The organism is Acinetobacter sp., from assembly GCF_036659555.1.
In the GTDB taxonomy this organism is placed as follows: Bacteria; Pseudomonadota; Gammaproteobacteria; order Pseudomonadales; family Moraxellaceae; genus Acinetobacter.
On sequence record NZ_JAVXCI010000032.1, the window covers coordinates 1 to 18,499 of the forward strand.

13 protein-coding genes and 3 pseudogenes are annotated in these 18,499 nt (G+C 49.2%); 9 read left to right on the top strand and 7 right to left on the bottom strand.

The features are described 5' to 3' along the window. Nucleotides 1-354: 354 nt before the first annotated feature. The 5 genes from RSA72_RS06130 to RSA72_RS06150 form a co-directional block, all read right to left on the bottom strand. Entirely contained in the window at nucleotides 355-891 is a 537-nt protein-coding gene (locus tag RSA72_RS06130; RefSeq protein ID WP_332622309.1) for a DUF2058 domain-containing protein, read from the bottom strand. 14 nt (nucleotides 892-905) lie between these two features. Continuing rightward, complete coding sequence (locus RSA72_RS06135) at nucleotides 906-1,580, bottom strand: YoaK family protein (RefSeq protein WP_332622308.1); 675 nt, start codon at nucleotides 1,578-1,580, stop codon at nucleotides 906-908. A gap of 36 nt (nucleotides 1,581-1,616) precedes the next feature. Then, a complete protein-coding gene (sstT, locus tag RSA72_RS06140) occupies nucleotides 1,617-2,813 on the bottom strand; it encodes a serine/threonine transporter SstT (protein WP_332622307.1) in 1,197 nt (398 codons plus the stop codon). Nucleotides 2,814-3,019: 206 nt separating this feature from the next. Next, entirely contained in the window at nucleotides 3,020-4,756 is a 1,737-nt protein-coding gene (locus RSA72_RS06145) for a SulP family inorganic anion transporter (RefSeq protein ID WP_332622306.1), read from the bottom strand. A gap of 223 nt (nucleotides 4,757-4,979) precedes the next feature. After that, nucleotides 4,980-5,303 (bottom strand): ArsR/SmtB family transcription factor, encoded by a 324-nt coding sequence (locus tag RSA72_RS06150; protein WP_332622305.1) that lies wholly within the window; start codon nucleotides 5,301-5,303, stop codon nucleotides 4,980-4,982. A 287-nt stretch (nucleotides 5,304-5,590) separates the two neighbouring features. On the opposite strand from RSA72_RS06150, the gene cysK reads away from it, so the two are divergent. From cysK to RSA72_RS06170, 5 genes and pseudogenes are all read left to right on the top strand, one after another. Then, nucleotides 5,591-6,589 (top strand): cysteine synthase A, encoded by a 999-nt coding sequence (gene cysK, locus RSA72_RS06155; protein WP_332622304.1) that lies wholly within the window; start codon nucleotides 5,591-5,593, stop codon nucleotides 6,587-6,589. A gap of 577 nt (nucleotides 6,590-7,166) precedes the next feature. Beyond that, nucleotides 7,167-7,583, top strand: a pseudogene (locus RSA72_RS14585) (copper ion binding protein); the annotation flags it as partial. A 12-nt stretch (nucleotides 7,584-7,595) separates the two neighbouring features. After that, a pseudogene (locus RSA72_RS06160) lies at nucleotides 7,596-9,839 on the top strand (heavy metal translocating P-type ATPase); the annotation flags it as partial. 1 nt (nucleotide 9,840) lies between these two features. After that, a complete protein-coding gene (cueR, locus tag RSA72_RS06165; protein ID WP_332622302.1) occupies nucleotides 9,841-10,251 on the top strand; it encodes a Cu(I)-responsive transcriptional regulator in 411 nt (136 codons plus the stop codon). Between the two features lie 78 nt (nucleotides 10,252-10,329). Further along, nucleotides 10,330-10,524 (top strand): heavy-metal-associated domain-containing protein, encoded by a 195-nt coding sequence (locus RSA72_RS06170; RefSeq protein WP_332622301.1) that lies wholly within the window; start codon nucleotides 10,330-10,332, stop codon nucleotides 10,522-10,524. A 56-nt stretch (nucleotides 10,525-10,580) separates the two neighbouring features. Here RSA72_RS06170 and RSA72_RS06175 read toward each other — a convergent pair whose 3' ends face one another. Further along, on the bottom strand, nucleotides 10,581-11,186 hold the full coding sequence (locus RSA72_RS06175; protein WP_332622300.1) for a TetR/AcrR family transcriptional regulator: 606 nt from the start codon (nucleotides 11,184-11,186) through the stop codon (nucleotides 10,581-10,583). Between the two features lie 594 nt (nucleotides 11,187-11,780). Between RSA72_RS06175 and RSA72_RS06180 the strand changes: the two genes are divergently transcribed. From RSA72_RS06180 to RSA72_RS06190, 3 genes are all read left to right on the top strand, one after another. Next, the gene (locus tag RSA72_RS06180) at nucleotides 11,781-13,562 is read left to right on the top strand and encodes an acyl-CoA dehydrogenase C-terminal domain-containing protein (RefSeq protein ID WP_332622299.1); all 1,782 of its coding nucleotides are present in this window, start codon (nucleotides 11,781-11,783) and stop codon (nucleotides 13,560-13,562) included. A gap of 94 nt (nucleotides 13,563-13,656) precedes the next feature. After that, nucleotides 13,657-14,826 carry a thiolase family protein gene (locus RSA72_RS06185; RefSeq protein ID WP_332622298.1) on the top strand — a complete coding sequence of 390 codons (1,170 nt, stop codon included), beginning with the start codon at nucleotides 13,657-13,659 and terminating at the stop codon, nucleotides 14,824-14,826. Between the two features lie 97 nt (nucleotides 14,827-14,923). Beyond that, nucleotides 14,924-16,420 (top strand): succinate CoA transferase, encoded by a 1,497-nt coding sequence (locus tag RSA72_RS06190; RefSeq protein ID WP_332622297.1) that lies wholly within the window; start codon nucleotides 14,924-14,926, stop codon nucleotides 16,418-16,420. Nucleotides 16,421-16,613: 193 nt separating this feature from the next. On the opposite strand, the pseudogene RSA72_RS06195 reads toward RSA72_RS06190, so the two are convergent. Beyond that, nucleotides 16,614-16,793, bottom strand: a pseudogene (locus RSA72_RS06195) (HAD family hydrolase); the annotation flags it as partial. An 812-nt stretch (nucleotides 16,794-17,605) separates the two neighbouring features. On the opposite strand from RSA72_RS06195, the gene RSA72_RS06200 reads away from it, so the two are divergent. After that, a complete protein-coding gene (locus tag RSA72_RS06200; protein ID WP_332623720.1) occupies nucleotides 17,606-18,499 on the top strand; it encodes a LysR family transcriptional regulator in 894 nt (297 codons plus the stop codon).

The following is an 18,499-nucleotide window of genomic DNA, read 5'->3' on the forward strand; positions in this document are numbered from 1 at the left end:
TGCTTGGTGCTTGGTGCTTGGTGCTTGGTGCTTGGTGCTTGGTGCTTGGTGCTTGGTGCTGGAGCAGGAAAGGGAGCATTTGTATAAAAGAGCGGTTATGGGAGATTAGACTTCTTTCATGAGCCATTTCTTAAATAGTATTTAATGCACAATGGAAATTCCCTCTCCTTTTTAAGGAGACTTGCGCGGAATACCGCTCAGGGAGAGGATTTTATTAAAAAAAATTCCTCATCCTAACCTTCTCCCTGAGTCATGTATGGCGCAAGAGAAGGAACTTTCAATCGGTAATAATAAAAGAGCTATAGTAGATTAACATTACCCAATCCAGAACCTTTGAATGCTAAGCGCCGGCGCTTACCACATCAAATCATCAGGAATGACATACGCTGCATACGGATCTTCTTCATCTGTAGTCTGATCATTCTGTTCAGAATTGTTCACAATAATAAAGCCTTCCATTTTCGCATTAATGCGCTCCGCCAGCGCCATCGGCAAAAATGCGTAGCGGTCATTTTCTTTGGCAATGACCAGACTGCCGGCGACAAGGGCATTGTAAATCTGCTGATTGATGTAAAGCTTTTTGATTTTGCCTTCATCAATAAACTGATACGATACGTCGCCGTCCGTATTGCGGATTTTCTGCTGATTGATCATCTGCAGAATAGACGCTTTCAGCTCTTTTTCATGCAGCGCGGCTTTTTTCTCCTGCTCAATGGCATGGTCGCGCGCCTGCTTCTGCTCCTGATCTTGCGCAATTTTGGCTTTGATTTCAGCTTCATTGCTTTGCCCGGTACGCTGTTCATGCACCGCCTGCTTAGACAGTTTTTTGGCTTTTTTGTTATCGACCAAACCTGCTTTCAATAGCTGTGCCTGTAATGCATTTTTAACCATAAGATGTTCCAAATTCAATTTTGAATATGCTGATAACGCAGATAGATGACCCAATATACAGTGCTTAACGCGAAGCTGAATACTGCAGGGACAAGGAATGAATTCAATTTTAATAAAGGATAAATCAGGCTGGCAATAAGCCCGCCTATAAAAAATCCAAATAAAATCAGCAAATGCAGAATGACCCGTTTGCGCTCCACCTCTAAGCCTCTGGCGCGGTAGCCCAAAGCCAAGCCTAAGTCGGTCAGCACGCCGGACAAATGCGTGGTGCGGATAATGGTGCCTTTATAGTGGCTGACCATGGCATTCTGCACGCCCATCGCCACGCAGGCCCAGAGCAGCGCATAGCGCGGAAAATAGGGCAGCAGCAGCCAGCACAGGAACGTGAAAAACGCCACAAGGCTCAATGGCGCGCCGTAGAGCCTGCCCAGGCGGAAATGGCTATTGCCTAAAATCAGCCCGCTGTAAAATGAGCCGATCACATACGACAGGGTAATGCAGAACAGGTAAACAATAGATGCTGGATGCCAGTTTAAAACCGCCATGGCCAGCATGCTGACATTGCCCGTCATATGCGAAACGGACTGGTGCAGCACAGTCACCAGCCCCAGCACATTGACCATGCCCGCATTCATTGCGAGAAAGAATGCGCCAAATTGAACCCACAGCGGCAAGGTATAAAAAGGCATAGCAGATTGAATAATTAATATACGTTTATCAGTATATTATCTTAAACCGCGGTCTACTGCAGCGGTAAATAAGACGTCAGTCGAAGAATTCAGCGCAGTTTCAGTCGAATCCTGCAGCACGCTGATCACCATGCCGATGGCGACAACCTGCATAGCGATATCCGACGAGATGCCGAATAGGCCGCAAGCAACCGGAATCAACAGCAGTGAGCCGCCGGCAACGCCCGATGCCCCGCATGCGGAAACTGTGGCAATGACAGACAGAATCAGCATGGTGGTGAAGTCAACCGAAATTCCCAGCGTATGCACGGTGGCCAAAGTCAGTACGGTAATGGTCACGGAGGCACCCGCCATATTGATGGTCGCGCCCAAAGGAATGGCCACGCTGGCGGTGGATTCCGGAACGCCTAAGCGTTTCGCAAGATCCAAGTTCACCGGAATATTGGCTGCTGAACTGCGGGTAAAAAACGCCGTGATGCCGCTTTCGCGCAGGCATTGAAAGACTAAAGGATATGGGTTGGCCCGGGTCACCAATCCCACCATAATAGGATTGATCACTAAAGCCACAAAGAACATGGTTCCCAGCAGTACGGCCAACAGATGCGCATAGCTGACCAGCGTGCTTAGACCTGCATCCGCAAAAGTCACCGCCACCAAGCCGAAAATGCCCAGCGGCGCAAAGTTGATCACAAGGCGGATGACCCGGTTTACCGCTTCAGCAGCTTCGGTCAGAAAGACTTTGGTCTGGTCTGATGCATGGCGGAAAGCCGCGCCTAAAGCCACAGCCCAAGCTAAAATGCCAATGAAGTTGGCTTCGCCAATGGCCGTGACCGGGTTGGCGACAAAGCTCAGCAGCAGGTTCTTTAAAATTTCTGCAAGGCTGCCGGGAGGGCTCAGTTCGCCTTGAGCCGGCGCATCTAAAAACAGAACGCTAGGGAACAGCATGCTGGCGACGACTGCGCTTAAGGCAGCGAAAAACATGCCTGAAGCATACATCAGCATAATCGGCTTAATATAAGCATTGCTGCTGCCGACTTTAAAATTTGCAATAGAAGATAAAACTAAGACAAAGACAAGAATCGGGGCAACCGATTTAAGCGCTTTAATGAATAGGTCGCCAAGCAGGCTGAGGTATGGCGCGGCGTTTGGAAAAAGAACAGCAGCCAATACACCTAAAATTATGGCAATAATAATCCGAGTGACTAAACTCAAACGCGTAAAAGCTGAAAACATAGGGGAGCCTTGTCAGAATTACGATGACAAAATGTTGAAAATAATCCCGATATTTTATACTGAAAATCTTTCAGGCTTAAAACAAATCTGATATAAAAATTAAGTGCTTATTTTTTCAATTGATATTCTATATTTTTACAGCCTATTTTCAGGCAGGCCATAAATTTCATGGCCTGCTTCCTTGAAAATCTAAGATTTTTTCTCATTTAAATAAGGTACTCGGCCGTATTGCGCGACAGGTCCTGCATGGCCTGATAGTGCGTCAGGTAAATCTGTCCGCTGAGCTGCTTCAGCAGTTTTGAGTGCTGCAGCCGGTCCATTACCGGGCCTTTGATTTCGGAAAAATGCAGACGGATATCCAGCTTATTCAGCTCGCTGTTAATGTCTTCCAGCATTTCCAAAGCGCTGAAATCAATGCTGCTGACGCTAGAGCAGTTGATGACCACATGCCGCAGCTGCGGGTGCTGGCTGACCTGATTGATTAAAAAGCCTTTTAAGGCATTGGCATTTAAAAAGGTCAGGTTTTCATCAATGCGCATCGACATGATTTCAGGCGAGGTCAGCACATGGCGGCGCTGCACATTCCTGAAATGCTGCGTGCCTTCCACCAGGCCAATGACCGCCATATGCGGGCGGCTGATGCGCCAAAGCATTAAAATAAATGTGGAAACAATGCCAATCATAAGGCCGGTGGAAATATCAATAAAAATCACGCCAAAAAAGGTAATCCACATGGCGATGCCGTCGGCCTTGGAATAGCGCCAAGTGTCCAGAAAAGGCTTGAAATCCACCAGCTTCCAAATGGAAACAATAATCGTGGCCGCCAGAATCACCAAAGGCAGGTCTTTAAAAAAGCCGGTGAAATACAGCGTAACCAGAATAATCAGCAGTGAGGACAGCACCCCGGCCATCGGCGTTTTAGCGCCGGCATCGGCATTCACCACGGTGCGTGACAGGCTGCCGGTCACCGGAAATGCTGAGGTCAGGCCCGCGCTGATATTGGCCAGGCCAAGCGCAGCCAGCTCCTGATTGCTGTTCAAATGGCTTCTCTGCTGCAGCGCCGTGGCCTGCGCAATCGACAATGACTCGACAAAGCTGATCATGGTGATCATGGCTGCGCCGGGCAGCAGCGTCAGCGCTAGATCTAAGTTCCAGTGCGGGATGCGCACCGGCGGAAAGCCGGAAGGAATTTCGCCTACGGTTTTAATGCCGAGGTCTTTCAGCCCCAAAAACACGGTTAAGGCAATGGAAATGACCACTAAAATGAGAGGCACAGATTTGACAATGAAATTGGTCGAGCCGATGCGCCCCTGCACAGCCTGTGAATTTAAAATTTTAGGCACATAAATTAAAAACAGAATGGAGGCGATGCCGAAAATCAGGGAAACCATGTGGGCATTGGAAATGTACTGCACTAGGCTCTGCACGAATTCTGGGATGCTGTTGCCGTTAAGCGGGATATCCACCAAAAACTTCAGCTGGCCCAGAGCGATCAGCAGAGCTGAGGCAATAATAAAGCTCTTGATGACTGGATGGCTGATCAGCTGAATTAAAAAGCCGAAACGCAGCAGGCCCAGCAGCAATGAAATGATGCCGACCAGCAGCGCCAGCAGCATGGCGGCTTCAATATAAGCCGGAGAACCCGCTTCAAATAAAGGATTCAAGGTCGCAAAGGTCATCATGGAAATAATGGCGACGGGCCCGATGGACAGCGTGGTGCTGCCGCCGATCAGTGCATACATGATCATGGGAATCATGCTGGCATACAGCCCCATAATCGGCGGCAGGCCAGCCAGCATGGCATAGGCCATGCCTTGCGGCACCAGCATGGCAATCACAATCAATGCAGCCAAAGCGTCAGACTTGAATTTGCCGGCGCTGTAGTCCTGCAACCATTGCCATGCGGGGAGATGCTTTAAGATTTGAGCTTTGAAATCCGGCATAAAATAGTCTAAATCACAATTTAATATATATTATGCATAAAAAATGCTAATAAGTCTTGGACTGCGCAAAATTTGCCGCAGCCTGCATGAAGGCATGCAATCAGCTGCCGCTGAAAGAGCGGAAAATGAAGGAAACAGAGGATTAAGGCGGAAAGGCTAAGCAATAGATTCAGGCTGCCAGCGCAGGGTTATGCATAGCCGTTCTAGAGGCGCCGCTTGAGTATTAAAGCGGCTTGTGCGCCTGATGGCAGTACAGCTGATACAGGGTCTGCAGCACAGTGACTAAATTCGGGTCTTTGATGGAGTAGTAAATCTGCTTGCCGTCACGGCGGGTCGTGACTACATCGCTTTTGCGCAGCATCATCAGCTGCTGTGAAAGCGTCGGCTGGCTGATTTGGGTAATCTGCTCAATTTGAGAGACATTCAATTCCGCTTGGGCCAAATGGCATAAAATCAGCAGACGGTCTGTATTGGCCAGCGACTTTAAAACGCCGACAACCAATTCTGCAGAATCGCGCATGCTGCTGATTTCTAGATCGCTATTCATTCAGAGTGCCTATTCCGCCTTTGCAAAACCTTAAGTATACGTTTATAACAGTTTAATTCATTGAATAAATAGAACAATTTTTATGGTTTTTAGTGAAATAAAATATTAATTTTTCTGATATGTAAGCAAATAATACATCAGATATTCTTATTGCCTAATATTAGCGCATTTCCAATAAAAAGCTAAGCTATTTTAGACAGTTGAACTGAAATAGCATACGCCTGTATTGAAATAATAGGTATGATGCAGAATGTACTTTTTGATGTAAAAATAGCAAGGAAAGACTCATGACGACAGATTCAGCATTTCCAGCGCCGGCGAATTTAGGCATTGCGGTTTACAGCAACAATGCGGAAGCCATCGGCAATACGCCGCTGGTGCGCATTAACCGCTCAATTTCAGGCGGGGCGTCGGTTTTAGCTAAAGTTGAAAGCCGCAATCCTGCATTTTCAGTCAAGTGCCGCGTAGGGGCGGCTTTGGTGGCGGATGCAGAACAAAAAGGCTTATTAAAGCCGGGCATGCATATTGTTGAGCCAACCAGCGGCAACACCGGCATTGCGCTGGCATTTGCCGCCGCCGCCAAGGGCTATGCGATTACCTTGACTATGCCGGCCAGCATGAGTATTGAGCGCCGTAAAGTGCTGAAATCTTTTGGGGCAACTCTGGTTTTGACAGAACCGGCAAAAGGCATGAAAGGCGCGGTAGATGAAGCGGTGCGCCTAGCAGCGGAAAATCCGGAGCTGTATTACCTGCCGCAGCAGTTTGAAAATCCGGCCAATCCTAAAATTCATGAACTGACCACCGGCCCTGAAATTTGGGAAGCGACCGGCGGCAAAGTGGATATTCTGGTTTCTGGCGTCGGGACGGGCGGGACAATTTCCGGCATTTCCAGCTATTTTGAAAAAGTTAAAAATCAGCCGCTTTATTCTGTTGCGGTTGAACCAGCGGAATCGCCGATTATTGGCCAGGCCAAGCGCGGTGAGCCGCTGACGCCGGGGCCGCATAAAATTCAGGGCATTGGCGCCAACTTTATTCCAAAGAACTTGGATCTGGATCTGGTCGATGAAGTCATGGCGATTGAAAGCGCAGAAGCCATTGAATGGGCGCGCAAGACTGCGACACATGAAGGCATTTTGGTCGGGATTTCCAGCGGCGCAGCCATGGCTGCCGCGGCTAAATTGGCTGCCCGTCCTGAAAATGCCGGAAAAACCATTGTGGTGATTTTGCCGGACAGCGGTGAGCGCTATTTATCTTCGGTTTTGTTTGAAGATATTTCCGCAGATTAATGGCTTAGGGCTGTCCAAGTGCAGCCTGCAAAGCTGAACCGGCAGTATTTAAGATGATTTGATTGATACTAAAGCTAGGCGACAACAACCGCCTAGTTTTTTTATGGCGATTTTTACATTTTCCCCGCTGATTAAGGCAGTGGTATAGCTAAGTTTTCTTAAACGACTCCGCGAAAATCCCTTCATCTTCGAGTTTCCTAGGCCCTTGAATAAAATAAACTTTGGATACGCGTGTGCGGCAGGGATGCCGCACGTTGCCCATCCTTGCGCTGCATTTTAAAGCAGTGCTTAAAACTGGCTCAGGACGCCGTGTATGGGTAACAAAAGACTTTTGCCCACTTTGGGTCTTTCCAAAGTGGGGTATTGCCTGCACAAAGCTATTTAAACATTTAAAGGAAAAATGTGGCAGTGCAAGCGCTGCAGCTTACGAGCGAAAATCATCAATGAATCATTCATACCAATCACGGTTTAGCGCTGATTCTCTGAACAATAAAAGCCCTCTGCTTAAATGCTTGACCTTGCCAACATGGCAAAGTTTAAGCTATAGAATATATTCAGTGATGCATGAGGGGTTTACATGAGTATGCCAAATTCATCGGTAAAAAATCAGTTCAGTTTTGCGGTAGAAGGCATGACCTGCGCCTCCTGTGTGTCGCGCGTCGAAAAAGCATTAAAAAAAGTTGAAAATATCGAAGAGGCGTCGGTCAATTTAGCCACTGAAAAAGCCTTAGTCAGCAGTTCCAAGCCGATTGATGCGCAAGCAGTCATTCAGGCGGTCAAAAAAGCCGGCTATGATGTTCCATCCAAAACGCTTGAACTGAAAATAGAAGGCATGACCTGCGCTTCCTGCGTATCCCGCGTGGAAAAAGCCCTGAATAAAACGGCCGGGGTCATTCAGGCGTCGGTGAATTTAGCCACTGAAAAAGCCACAGTAAAAGCGCTGAGCAGCGTAGACGCCGCCACGCTGGAGACTGAAGTGCAGAAAGCCGGCTTTGCTGTCGCATCTAAAGCCGTTGAGCTGAATATTTCAGGCATGACCTGCGCCTCCTGCGTGTCGCGTGTGGAAAAAGCGCTGAAAAGTGTCGATGGCGTTCAATCCGCCACGGTGAATTTGGCCTCAGAAAAAGCCTTTGTGCAGGGTGGCCAGCTGGCAGACCTCATCGCTGCCGTCAAAAAAGCCGGCTATGAAGCGCAGCTGGCGCAGACAGATGATCAGGCGCAGGCGGACAAAAAGCAGCAAGAGCTAAAGGCCTTAAAGCGCGATTTAATCATTGCCCTGATTTTGGCAGTGCCGGTCTTTGTGCTGGAAATGGGCTCGCATATGATCCCCGCATTCCATCATTTCATTCTCAGCACCATTGGCGCGCAAAACAGCTGGTATCTTCAGTTTGCATTAACCACGCTGATTCTGCTGCTGCCGGGCCGGCGCTTTTATACGCATGGCGTGCCGGCCTTGCTGCGCGCTGCGCCTGACATGAACTCTCTGGTGGCGGTGGGCACATTCTCCGCTTACGCTTTTTCATGTGTTGCAACCTTTATGCCGCAGGTGCTGCCGGAAGGCACTGTATATGTGTACTTCGAGGCTGCCGCCGTCATTATTGCCTTAATTCTGCTGGGCCGCTATCTGGAGGCCAAAGCCAAAGGCCGGACGTCGCAGGCAATTCAGTACCTGATTGGCATGCAGCCGAAAACCGCCCGTGTAGAGCAGAATGGCCAATATATTGAGCTGAATATTGACCAGGTGCAGTCAGGCATGCGGCTGGAAATCCGCCCGGGAGAGCGCGTGCCGGTAGACGGTGAAGTGGTTTCCGGCAAAAGCTATGTAGATGAATCGATGATCAGCGGCGAGCCTGTTCCAGTCGAAAAAACCGCCGGACAGCAAGTGGTGGGCGGTACGGTCAATCAAAGCGGCAGTCTGACGGTGCAGGCGACTTCTGTCGGGCAGGACTCTGTGCTGGCGCAGATTATTCAGCTGGTCGAGCAGGCGCAAGGCTCAAAACTGCCGATTCAGGCCCTGGTGGATAAAGTGACGCTGTGGTTTGTGCCTGCAGTCATGGCGCTGGCAGCCTTAACCTTTATGGTCTGGTATTTCTTTGGCCCTGAGCCAAGCCTGAGCTATGCCTTGATTAATGCCGTAGCGGTGCTGATTATTGCCTGCCCATGCGCGATGGGGCTGGCTACGCCGACATCGATTATGGTGGGTACAGGGCGCGGCGCGGAATTGGGCGTGCTGTTCCGCAAAGGCGAAGCACTGCAGCTCCTGAAAGAAACCAAAGTGGCAGCGGTGGATAAAACCGGCACTTTAACCGAAGGCAAGCCGGCCTTGACGGATTTTCAAGTTACAAATGGCTTTCAAGAACATGAAGTGTTGCGCCTAGTAGCCTCTGCAGAAGCTAAATCTGAGCATCCGATTGCGCATGCGATTGTGCAGGCGGCGCAGCAAAGGCAGATCGCTTTGGCGGATGTTGATGCGTTTGACTCCATTACCGGCGCAGGCATTCAGGCCCAAGTCGGCGGGCAGCAGCTGCATATTGGCGCAGACCGCTTAATGCAGAATCTGGGCTTGAATACGGATATTTTTGCCGGCACAGCAGCTGCGCTGGGCGAGCAGGGAAAAACACCGCTGTATGTGGCGATTGACCAGAAGCTGGCAGCGATTATTGCGGTGGCAGACCCAATTAAAGAGACCACATTCAGCGCGATTCAGGCCCTGCATGATCAGGGCATAAAAGTGGCGATGATTACCGGCGATAACCGCCATACTGCAGAAGCGATTGCCCGGCAGCTGAACATAGATACGGTAATTGCGGAAGTTTTGCCGGAAGAAAAAGTGCAGGCAGTGCAGCAGCTGCAGAAAGAATACGGCTGCACAGCCTTTGTCGGCGACGGCATTAACGATGCGCCGGCACTGGCTCAGGCGGATGTCGGCCTTGCGATTGGCACTGGAACCGATATTGCGATGGAAGCCGCCGATGTGGTGCTGATGTCCGGCAACCTGCAGGCTGTACCGACGGCGATTGGGCTGAGCGCAGCCACCATGAATAACATCCGCCAAAACTTATTCTGGGCCTTTATTTACAATGCAGCGCTGATTCCTGTGGCGGCCGGCGCGCTGTATCCGTTCTTCGGCCTACTGCTGTCGCCGATTTTAGCGGCGGCAGCCATGGCGCTGTCATCGGTCTTTGTGGTCAGCAATGCGCTGCGCCTGAAAGGCTATCAGCCCACATGGATGAAGCAGACGGAGGATTAAGATGAATATAGGGCAGGCTGCCAAGCAGTCAGGCATATCCGCCAAAATGATCCGCTATTATGAGGAAATTGGCCTGCTGCAGGCGCCGAAGCGCACAGACGCCGGTTACCGCATGTACAGCGATCAGGACATTAAGACTTTAAAATTCATTCAGCATTCGCGTGAGCTGGGCTTTTCTACGGAGCAAATGAAAGAGCTGCTTGGGCTGTGGAAGAATCAGGGCCGGCAAAGCGCCGAAGTGAAGCAGCTGGCGCAAAAGCACATAGACACCCTGAACCGCAAAATTGCTGACTTGCAGGCGATGGTGAATACGCTGCAGCAGTCGGTGAACTGCTGCGCGGGAGACCAGCAGGCGGAATGCGTGATTTTGAATCAAATTGAACAGGGCGCGGCGCAGGACGATCACTTCTAGCCGCCCTTTATTCAGCGCTTGACCTTCACATCATGGGAAGCTTTATAGTGCATTTAAACCTTAACAAGGAACAGCAGTATGAAATTACGTATTGATGCAATGACCTGCGGTGGCTGCGCGCGCAGCGTGACGGCAACCATTAAAGGCATTGACCCGAATGCAGCGGTTGATATTGATGTGGCGTCTAAACTGGTGAATGTGCAGACCGCAGCAGATGAACAGAAAATTTTAGACGCCTTGGCGGAAGACGGCTTTCCTGCTGTAAAAGCCTGAGTGCCGGCAAAGAAAAAGCCTGAAAAATTCAGGCTTTTTTTATGGCGCAGTCAAACTCAAACCGCTGAAATTTTATCCGGCGTCATCAGCGCCTGATTGACATACAGCTTGATTAAACGCTCACGCGAGCCGATTGATTTCTGGTAATGGGTCGAATTCAGCAGCAGGGAGGCGCCGTAGGTGACTGTCCAAATATAGGAAAGATAGTCGCGGATTGACATTGCGCTGTCTAAAGACTTTAAATAAGCGCTGGTCATATCTTTAATTTCAATAATGCGCTCTTCGCGTATTTTATACAGCGTTTCAAACAAATCCTTAAGCTTGCGCTCATTATTGGTCAAGCGCTCTTCAATGACATGCAGCAGTATGGTCCGGTTGGAATTCAGCATGTTGTACAGCATGTATTGCGAAACATAAGTTTTAATATCGTTATTGTATTTTTTAGAAATTTCCAGCAGGCGCTGCTCATTTAAAATAATCAATTCTAAGTACAGCTGATTTTTGCTTTTAAAATGCTTGTAAATTGTGCCTTTAGCGATATCCAGCTCGCAAGCCAATTCACTTAAAGTAATATCCTGATTATTATCAAGCAATAACGTTTCTGCCATCGCTAAAATTTTCTCTTTTCGAAGTAGAAAATTCTGTTGGCGTACTGTAGTCATTTTATCGGTTCCGAAAACATCGAGGGAAAACGCAATTTTCTAGCTTACGTTTTTTTTACATAACCTAAAATAGCACTAACGTCGAGCATAGTGCTGAAATTGCGTTAAAAATAAACACTCAAATATTGTTTGATTTTTCCTGTTTTTCACAACTTGAATGATAATGTCAAGAAAAGTGAACCGCAGAGGTCATTTCCAGCAAATAAAATTCCTTTTTTTGAGTTTTTATTCTATTGTCAATACGCACAAAAACAGCGGCCGCGGCTCAGATTTTACCGGCCGTGAACTCTTCAGGCTAGTCCATTTGATATTGGCTTTAGGTTTTATATGTACGGTTCTATGCAAAATCAATTTTGGCGCTTAATCCGCTTTATCCAGTTTTTATCTGCCCGAACGCAGCGCTAGAAGCATCAGGACAGGTACGCTGTTCAACCTTAATCAATGCCGGTTTGCTGAATTGGCCTTGAGCGCAAAATTTCACATATTTTTATCCAAATAAAGCAGCATTCAGGGCTTTATTTAGGACACTTTTATCTTAAAAAAATGCCGGCCGCATTTTAAATGCCGGCATTCAGTGTAATAAGGGAAGCAACTATGCCAATTTACAACGCGCCACTCAAAGACATGGACTTTATTTTAAACGATGTGTTTAAGGCGGATGAGTTCTGGCAGGCCAATGAAAATCTTGCCCATTTAGATATGGCGACGGCAAATGCCATTTTAGAGGAAATGGCGAAATTTTCTAAAAATGTGATTCTTGACCTGAACCGCACGGCAGATGAGGCAGGCGGCGCGCAGTTCAGCAATGGCGCGGTGACCACGCCGGCGGGCTTTAAGGAAGCATTCAAGCAGTTTGCCGAAGGCGGCTGGGTGGGCTTGGGCGCAAGTGAAGAATGGGGCGGCCAAGGCATGCCGAAAATGCTGACCGTGCTGGCAGACGAAATGATCTGGAGCGCCAACCCGTCCTTTATGCTGTATCCGCTGCTGACGGTGGGCGCAGGCATGGCGCTGAATGACCGCGCATCGCAAGCGCAGAAAGAAACTTATTTGCCGAAAATGTACAGCGGTGAATGGTCTGGCACCATGTGCCTGACAGAACCGCATTCCGGCACAGATTTGGGCATTATTAAAACCAAGGCTGAACCGAACGCGGACGGCTCTTTTAACGTTACAGGCACGAAAATCTTTATTACCAGTGGCGAACATGACCTGTGTGAAAACATCATTCACCTTGTTCTGGCTAAAACACCGAATGCGCCTGCAGGCTCGCGCGGCATTTCGCTGTTTATTGTGCCGAAATTCCTGGTCAATGCGGATGGTTCACTCGGCGAGCGCAACGCCGTGGCTGCCGGCTCGATTGAGCACAAGATGGGCATTAAAGGTTCTGCAACCTGCGTCATGAACTTTGACGGCGCGCAGGGCTATATGGTCGGCAATGAAAACGAAGGCTTGGCTGCCATGTTTGTGATGATGAACTATGAGCGCCTGTCGATGGGCATTCAGGGCATTGGCGCGGCGGAGTACGCCTATCAGAACGCAGCCCAATACGCAACAGACCGCCTGCAGGGCCGCGCAGCCACAGGCGCAAAAACACCGGCAAAACCGGCAGACTCAATTTTAGTGCATGGCGATGTGCGCCGCATGCTGTTGAACATCCGCGCAAACAATGAAGCTTCGCGCGCATTTGCGGTGTATGTGGGCCAGCAGCTGGACATTACGAAATTTTCAACAGATGAGGAAGCGGTGCGCAAGGCCAATGACCGCGTTGCATTGCTTACGCCAATTGCCAAAGCCTATTTAACCGATAAAGCTTTAGATTCAACTCTAGAAGCGCAAATGTGCTTCGGCGGCCACGGCTATATCCGCGAGTGGGGCATGGAGCAATGCATCCGCGACTTGCGCATTGCGCAGATTTACGAAGGCACCAACGGCGTGCAGGCCATTGACCTGATTGGCCGCAAAACCACGAAGTGCAATGGCGCGTTTATTGCGGAATATATTGCGGAAATCCGTGAGTTTGCAGCCGGCTTAGAAGATGCATTGGCGATTAAAGCCGCCGTATTGACGGTTTGCGGGGAGCTGGAAGCATTAACGCAGTTTGTGGTTGAACAGTCCAAAGCCGATCCGGATTTCAGCAATTCCGTAGCGGTGGACTATCTGCATGCGGTGGGCCTGCTCAGCTTCACTTATATGCATGCGCGCATCAGCAAGGCGGCCCAGCCGAAACCGGAAGCTTTCTTCCAGAACAAACTGGTGCTGGCGCAGTATTTTGCCGCCAAAGTCCTGCCGGATTTGGCTGCGCGGACTCAACGCATTAAAGCCGGCGCGGTGCTGGTGATGCAGCTGCCTGAAGAATATTTCACTGCGCAAGCGTAAATTCTGCGCTGCAGCGCAGAAAATGATGGAAAACGCCTAAGAAGCAATTATGCTTCTTAGGGCATATAAAACCTAAAACAGGATGAAATAAGAAATGATTGTAATTGTAGATGGCGTACGCACCGCGATGGGCGGCTTTCAGGGTTCACTGGCTTCATGCACAGCGCCGGATTTAGGCGCGGCGGCGATTAAAGCCGCTGTGTCGCGTGCAGGCCTGCAGCCGGCGGATATTGATGAAGTGATTTTCGGCTGCGTGCTGCCGGCAGGCTTAAAGCAGGGCCCGGCGCGTCAAGCCATGCGTCAGGCGGGTTTGCCGGACTCCACCGGCGCAACCACGATTAATAAAATCTGCGGTTCAGGCATGAAAGCGGTGATGCAGGCTGCTGATGCCATTAAGGCCGGCTCTGCGGAAATTGTCGTGGCTGGCGGCATGGAGTCTATGTCCAATGCGCCGTACATTTTAGACAAAGCCCGTGCCGGCTACCGCATGGGTCACGGCAAAGTGACTGACCATATGTTCCAGGAAGGTCTGGAAGATGCGGAAACCGGCCTTTCAATGGGTATTCTTGCGCAGGACATGGCAGACAAAAAAGGCTATACCCGCGAACAGCAGGACGCTTTTGCCATCAATTCACTGAACAAAGCTGTAGCGGCCATTAACGGCGGCTTCTTTAAAGCTGAGATTGTGCCTGTCACTGTTTCTACACGCAAAGGCGATATTGTCGTTGATACAGATGAGCAGCCGTTAAGCGCCAAGCCGGAAAAAATTCCGACCCTGCGCCCGGCATTTAAAAAAGACGGCACCATCACGGCGGCCAACGCCAGCTCTATTTCTGACGGCGCTTCGGCACTGGTCATTACTTCGGAGCAAACTGCGCAGGCGCGCGGCTTAAAGCCTTTGGCCAAAGTCGCTGCATACGCTTCACATTCGCAGCATCCGTCTGAATTCACCATTGCGCCTGTGGGCGCAATTGAAAAAGCGCTGCAGAAAGCCGGCTGGGATGCAAAAGACGTTGACCTTTGGGAGGTCAATGAAGCCTTTGCCATGGTGACCATGCTGGCGATTGACGGCTTTAATTTAGATGAAGCAAAAGTCAATGTGAATGGCGGCGCCTGTTCTTTGGGCCATCCTTTAGGCTCATCGGGTTCACGCATTATCGTTACCCTGATTCATGCCTTGAAGCGCACTGGCGGCAAAAAAGGCGTGGCTGCGCTGTGCATCGGCGGCGGCGAAGCGACAGCGATTGCTGTCGAGCTGCTCTGATTTAAGCGCAGGATGCATTTTTAGATAAGCCATAACAAAACTGCAATTTCAGCGCGCTGGGATTGCAGAAATAAAAGTTTATATTGAGAATATTATTATGAATGGTTTAGAACGCATTCGCTTGCTCTCCCTGCGCGACAAAGTAATGTCCCCGCAGCAGGCGGTTCAGTTGATTCAAGATGGTTCTGTGGTGGGGTTAAGCGGTTTTGGCGGTGCGGGCGAAGCAAAAACAGTCCCTTTAGCTTTGGCGGATTATGCCAAAGAACACCCTTTAAAAATTACTTTAGCAACGGGCGCAAGCCTAGGCAACAGCATTGACGGGCGCTTAAATGAAGCGCATGCCCTTGCGCGGCGCTATCCGTATCAGGCAGATCCGGGCCTGCGCAAGTCAATTAATGCCGGCGAAGTGATGTACATTGACCAGCATCTGTCGGAAATGGCGGACAATATCCGCCACCACAATTTACCGCGCATCAACGTGGCGGTTGTGGCAGCCGTAGCGATTACAGAAGACGGCCAGATCATTCCAACCGGTTCATGCGGCAACTCCGCCAACTTCATTGAAATGGCGGATCATGTCATCATTGAAATTGACAACACCATTAACCCGGTGCTGGAAGGCGTGCATGATGTGTATGTGCCGAAAGCGCGCCCGAACCGTGGCCCGATTCCATTGGTTCAGGCCAGTGACAGGATTGGCACCATCGGCATTAATGTCAGCCCGGAAAAAATTGCGGCAATTGTCCTGAATGATTTGCCGGATACCTCCTTTAAAATGGACGAGCCGGATGCGGAAACACTGGCGATTGCGCGCCATTTAATTACTTTTTTTGAAGCTGAAGTGGCCGCAGGGCGCCTGCCGGAAAATTTAGGCCCGCTGCAGTCCGGCGTCGGCTCAATTGCCAATGCGGTATTTTCAGGATTTGAAGATTCCAATTTCCACGATTTGGAAATGTATTCGGAAGTGCTGCAGGACTGCACCTTCCAGCTGATTGATTCAGGCAAAATGACGTTTGCTTCAGGCTCTTCCATGACTTTGTCTGAACCCTGCGCAGCCCATGTCATGCAGAACTTTGACCAGTACAAAGACAAAATTGTGCTGCGCCCGCAGGAGCTTTCCAACAACCCGGAAATCATCCGCCGCCTTGGCATTATTGCCATTAACACCGCGCTGGAATTCGACATTTACGGCAATGTGAATTCGACCCATGTCGCCGGCACCAAAATGATGAACGGAATTGGCGGTTCAGGCGATTTTACCCGCCATGCGCACATTGCCATTTTTGTGACGAAATCGATTGCCAAAGGCGGCGCGATTTCATCTGTGGTGCCGATGGTCAGCCACACCGACCATACCGACCATGATGTGGACATTGTGGTCACGGAGCAGGGGCTGGCGGATCTGCGCGGGCTTTCTCCGCGCGAACGGGCGCTGAAAGTCATCAATACCTGCGCGCATCCGGATTACCGTGAAGCGCTGCGCGGCTATTTTGAGCGCGCCTGCGGCCGCGGCGGGCAAACACCGCATATTTTGGCCGAAGCTTTGGCTTGGCATGCGCAGTTTGAAGAAACAGGCGCGATGAAATCTACATAAGCAGAGGAAGCTGTAAAAAGCCCGCATGCATTGCTAATGCTGATCAGTTAAGCGTAATTTTATTATTACTGATTGATAAATCTCCCCTAACCCCTCTTTGAAAAAGAGGGGAACATCCTTGAATTCAATACCATATTGAATTCCGAAATACTCCCTCCTTTGAAAAAGGAGGGTTGGGGTGGATTAAAAATGCTTAACTGATCTGCTGCAGCAGTTCAGCATAATCCTGCACAAGATAATCCGCTTTGGCTTTAATTTCTTCCAGCTCATGCGCGGAATACGGGTCATAAATCGCCACGACCTCTATGCCTGCCTGATTGCCGGCTTCTACGCCAATCACAGAATCTTCAATAATTAAGCATTCTTCAGGCTGCTGAAAATGCCGGGCAGCTTTTAAATATAGCTAATTACCTAAATAGCTACCACACAGAAAACCTAATAAAATCATATTTGGTACAGACTTCGAAACTTAGCGATATAACTAAGTTTTCTTAAACGACTCCGTGAAAATTCCCTTAGTTTCCTAGACCCTTGAGTAAAATAAACTTCGGATACGCGTGTGTGGCAGGGATGCCGCACGTTGCCCATCACGGCAAGGACGCCGTGTATGGGCAACAAAAGACTTTTGCTCCTTTGGGGCTTTCCAAAGAAGGATCTTGCCTGCGCAAAGGCATTGAAACTTTTAAAGCAAAATGAGGCAGTGCAAGCATCATCGTTATTGCCGAAATAATTAATCCAGTGCAATCATATTTTATAGGTAATTATGCGTAATATAGACTTTAAAATTTAGCTATATACTTCCAGATGCGGTTTAATGTTTTGCACATTTTCACGCGTCAAAATTAAGCCAAAATCGCTTTCAAAATTAAGCCTGCCGCTGATCAGCGCATTATTTTGCTGATCGCGCTGGATGTTGCTGATGCTGGTTATGGCGGCAATAGTTGCCTGAATGCCATGCTGATGGAGTCAATTAAAGCGCCGTATCCATGCTGCCTGTCCGCGGAATCAATTTTTTCATAATTGCATTTGGCGGATTCAAGCGCTTAGGCAGCATCAGTTAATATATTATTCGCTCTAGAAACTTGGATTGTTTCAAAGTAATATTTAAGCATTGGAACGGATAGCAAATTGGCAGATGATGGATGACCTGCCTGATGATGATTAAAGAAAAGGAAAGTATCTTTCGTGTTTGAACTGGACTGTAAATTACTTAGCGTCTTTTTTTACGTCTATAAATTTAAAAGCGTGTCGCTTGCCGCCGAGCACTTGGCAATGAGCCAGCCCACGGTCAGCAATATCCTGAATAAAATCCGGCAGCATTATAATGACCCGCTGTTTTTGCGCATAGGCAATGTGATGGTGCCGACAGAACTGTCAAAACAGCTGTTTCCGCTGGTCAGCGAAGCGCTGAACAAAGTGGAAGTCATCAATAATTTCACTATTGATTTTGATCAGGCGGTTTCGCATCAGCAGTTCACCTTGGCGATGACCGATGTATCTCATTTGGTGCTTTTGCCTAAAATTTCGCAGTATTTGAAAAAGCATGCATCGCATATCCGCCTTAATGTCCGGCCGATTACGTCTGAAACCGGCTATCAGATGGCCAACGGTGAAATTGACCTGGCGCTGGGCTTCCTGCCGCATCTGGAAAATGGCTTTTATCAGCAGAAACTGTTTGAGCAGTATTATGTGGTGATTGCGGCCAAAGACCATCCGCGCCTGACCGGCGACAGCATCAGTACTGAGCAGTACTTGAGCGAATCGCATATTGATATTGATGCAGGCATGGGGCATTACCATATTGAAAATGAGCTGCAGAAGCTGGAGCTGGAGCGCGATATTTTGATGCGCTTGCCCAGCTATCTGGGCGTAGGCTTGGTGGTGCAGGATACTGACGCTATTGCCACTGTGCCTTATTACTTGAGTGAGGTTCTGCTGTCGCGGGGAAATTTAAAAATTTTTGATGCGCCAATCGCTTTTCCGACCTATGCGGTCAAGCAGTATTGGCATATGTCCTGCCATCATAAAGCCAGCCATCAATGGCTGCGGCATATGTTTCATGAAATTTTGATGAAGTAA

What these genes read in the sequence shown, in the direction of transcription:
- RSA72_RS06180 (WP_332622299.1), top strand. Translation starts at nt 11,781, where the DNA reads ATGCCAATTTACAACGCGCCACTCAAAGACATGGACTTTATTTTAAAC.
- RSA72_RS06135 (WP_332622308.1), bottom strand. Translation starts at nt 1,580, where the DNA reads ATGCCTTTTTATACCTTGCCGCTGTGGGTTCAATTTGGCGCATTCTTT.
- RSA72_RS06175 (WP_332622300.1), bottom strand. Translation starts at nt 11,186, where the DNA reads ATGACTACAGTACGCCAACAGAATTTTCTACTTCGAAAAGAGAAAATT.
- RSA72_RS06190 (WP_332622297.1), top strand. Translation starts at nt 14,924, where the DNA reads ATGAATGGTTTAGAACGCATTCGCTTGCTCTCCCTGCGCGACAAAGTA.
- sstT (WP_332622307.1), bottom strand. Translation starts at nt 2,813, where the DNA reads ATGTTTTCAGCTTTTACGCGTTTGAGTTTAGTCACTCGGATTATTATT.
- RSA72_RS06170 (WP_332622301.1), top strand. Translation starts at nt 10,330, where the DNA reads ATGAAATTACGTATTGATGCAATGACCTGCGGTGGCTGCGCGCGCAGC.
- RSA72_RS06185 (WP_332622298.1), top strand. Translation starts at nt 13,657, where the DNA reads ATGATTGTAATTGTAGATGGCGTACGCACCGCGATGGGCGGCTTTCAG.
- RSA72_RS06145 (WP_332622306.1), bottom strand. Translation starts at nt 4,756, where the DNA reads ATGCCGGATTTCAAAGCTCAAATCTTAAAGCATCTCCCCGCATGGCAA.
- RSA72_RS06130 (WP_332622309.1), bottom strand. Translation starts at nt 891, where the DNA reads ATGGTTAAAAATGCATTACAGGCACAGCTATTGAAAGCAGGTTTGGTC.
- cueR (WP_332622302.1), top strand. Translation starts at nt 9,841, where the DNA reads ATGAATATAGGGCAGGCTGCCAAGCAGTCAGGCATATCCGCCAAAATG.
- cysK (WP_332622304.1), top strand. Translation starts at nt 5,591, where the DNA reads ATGACGACAGATTCAGCATTTCCAGCGCCGGCGAATTTAGGCATTGCG.
- RSA72_RS06150 (WP_332622305.1), bottom strand. Translation starts at nt 5,303, where the DNA reads ATGAATAGCGATCTAGAAATCAGCAGCATGCGCGATTCTGCAGAATTG.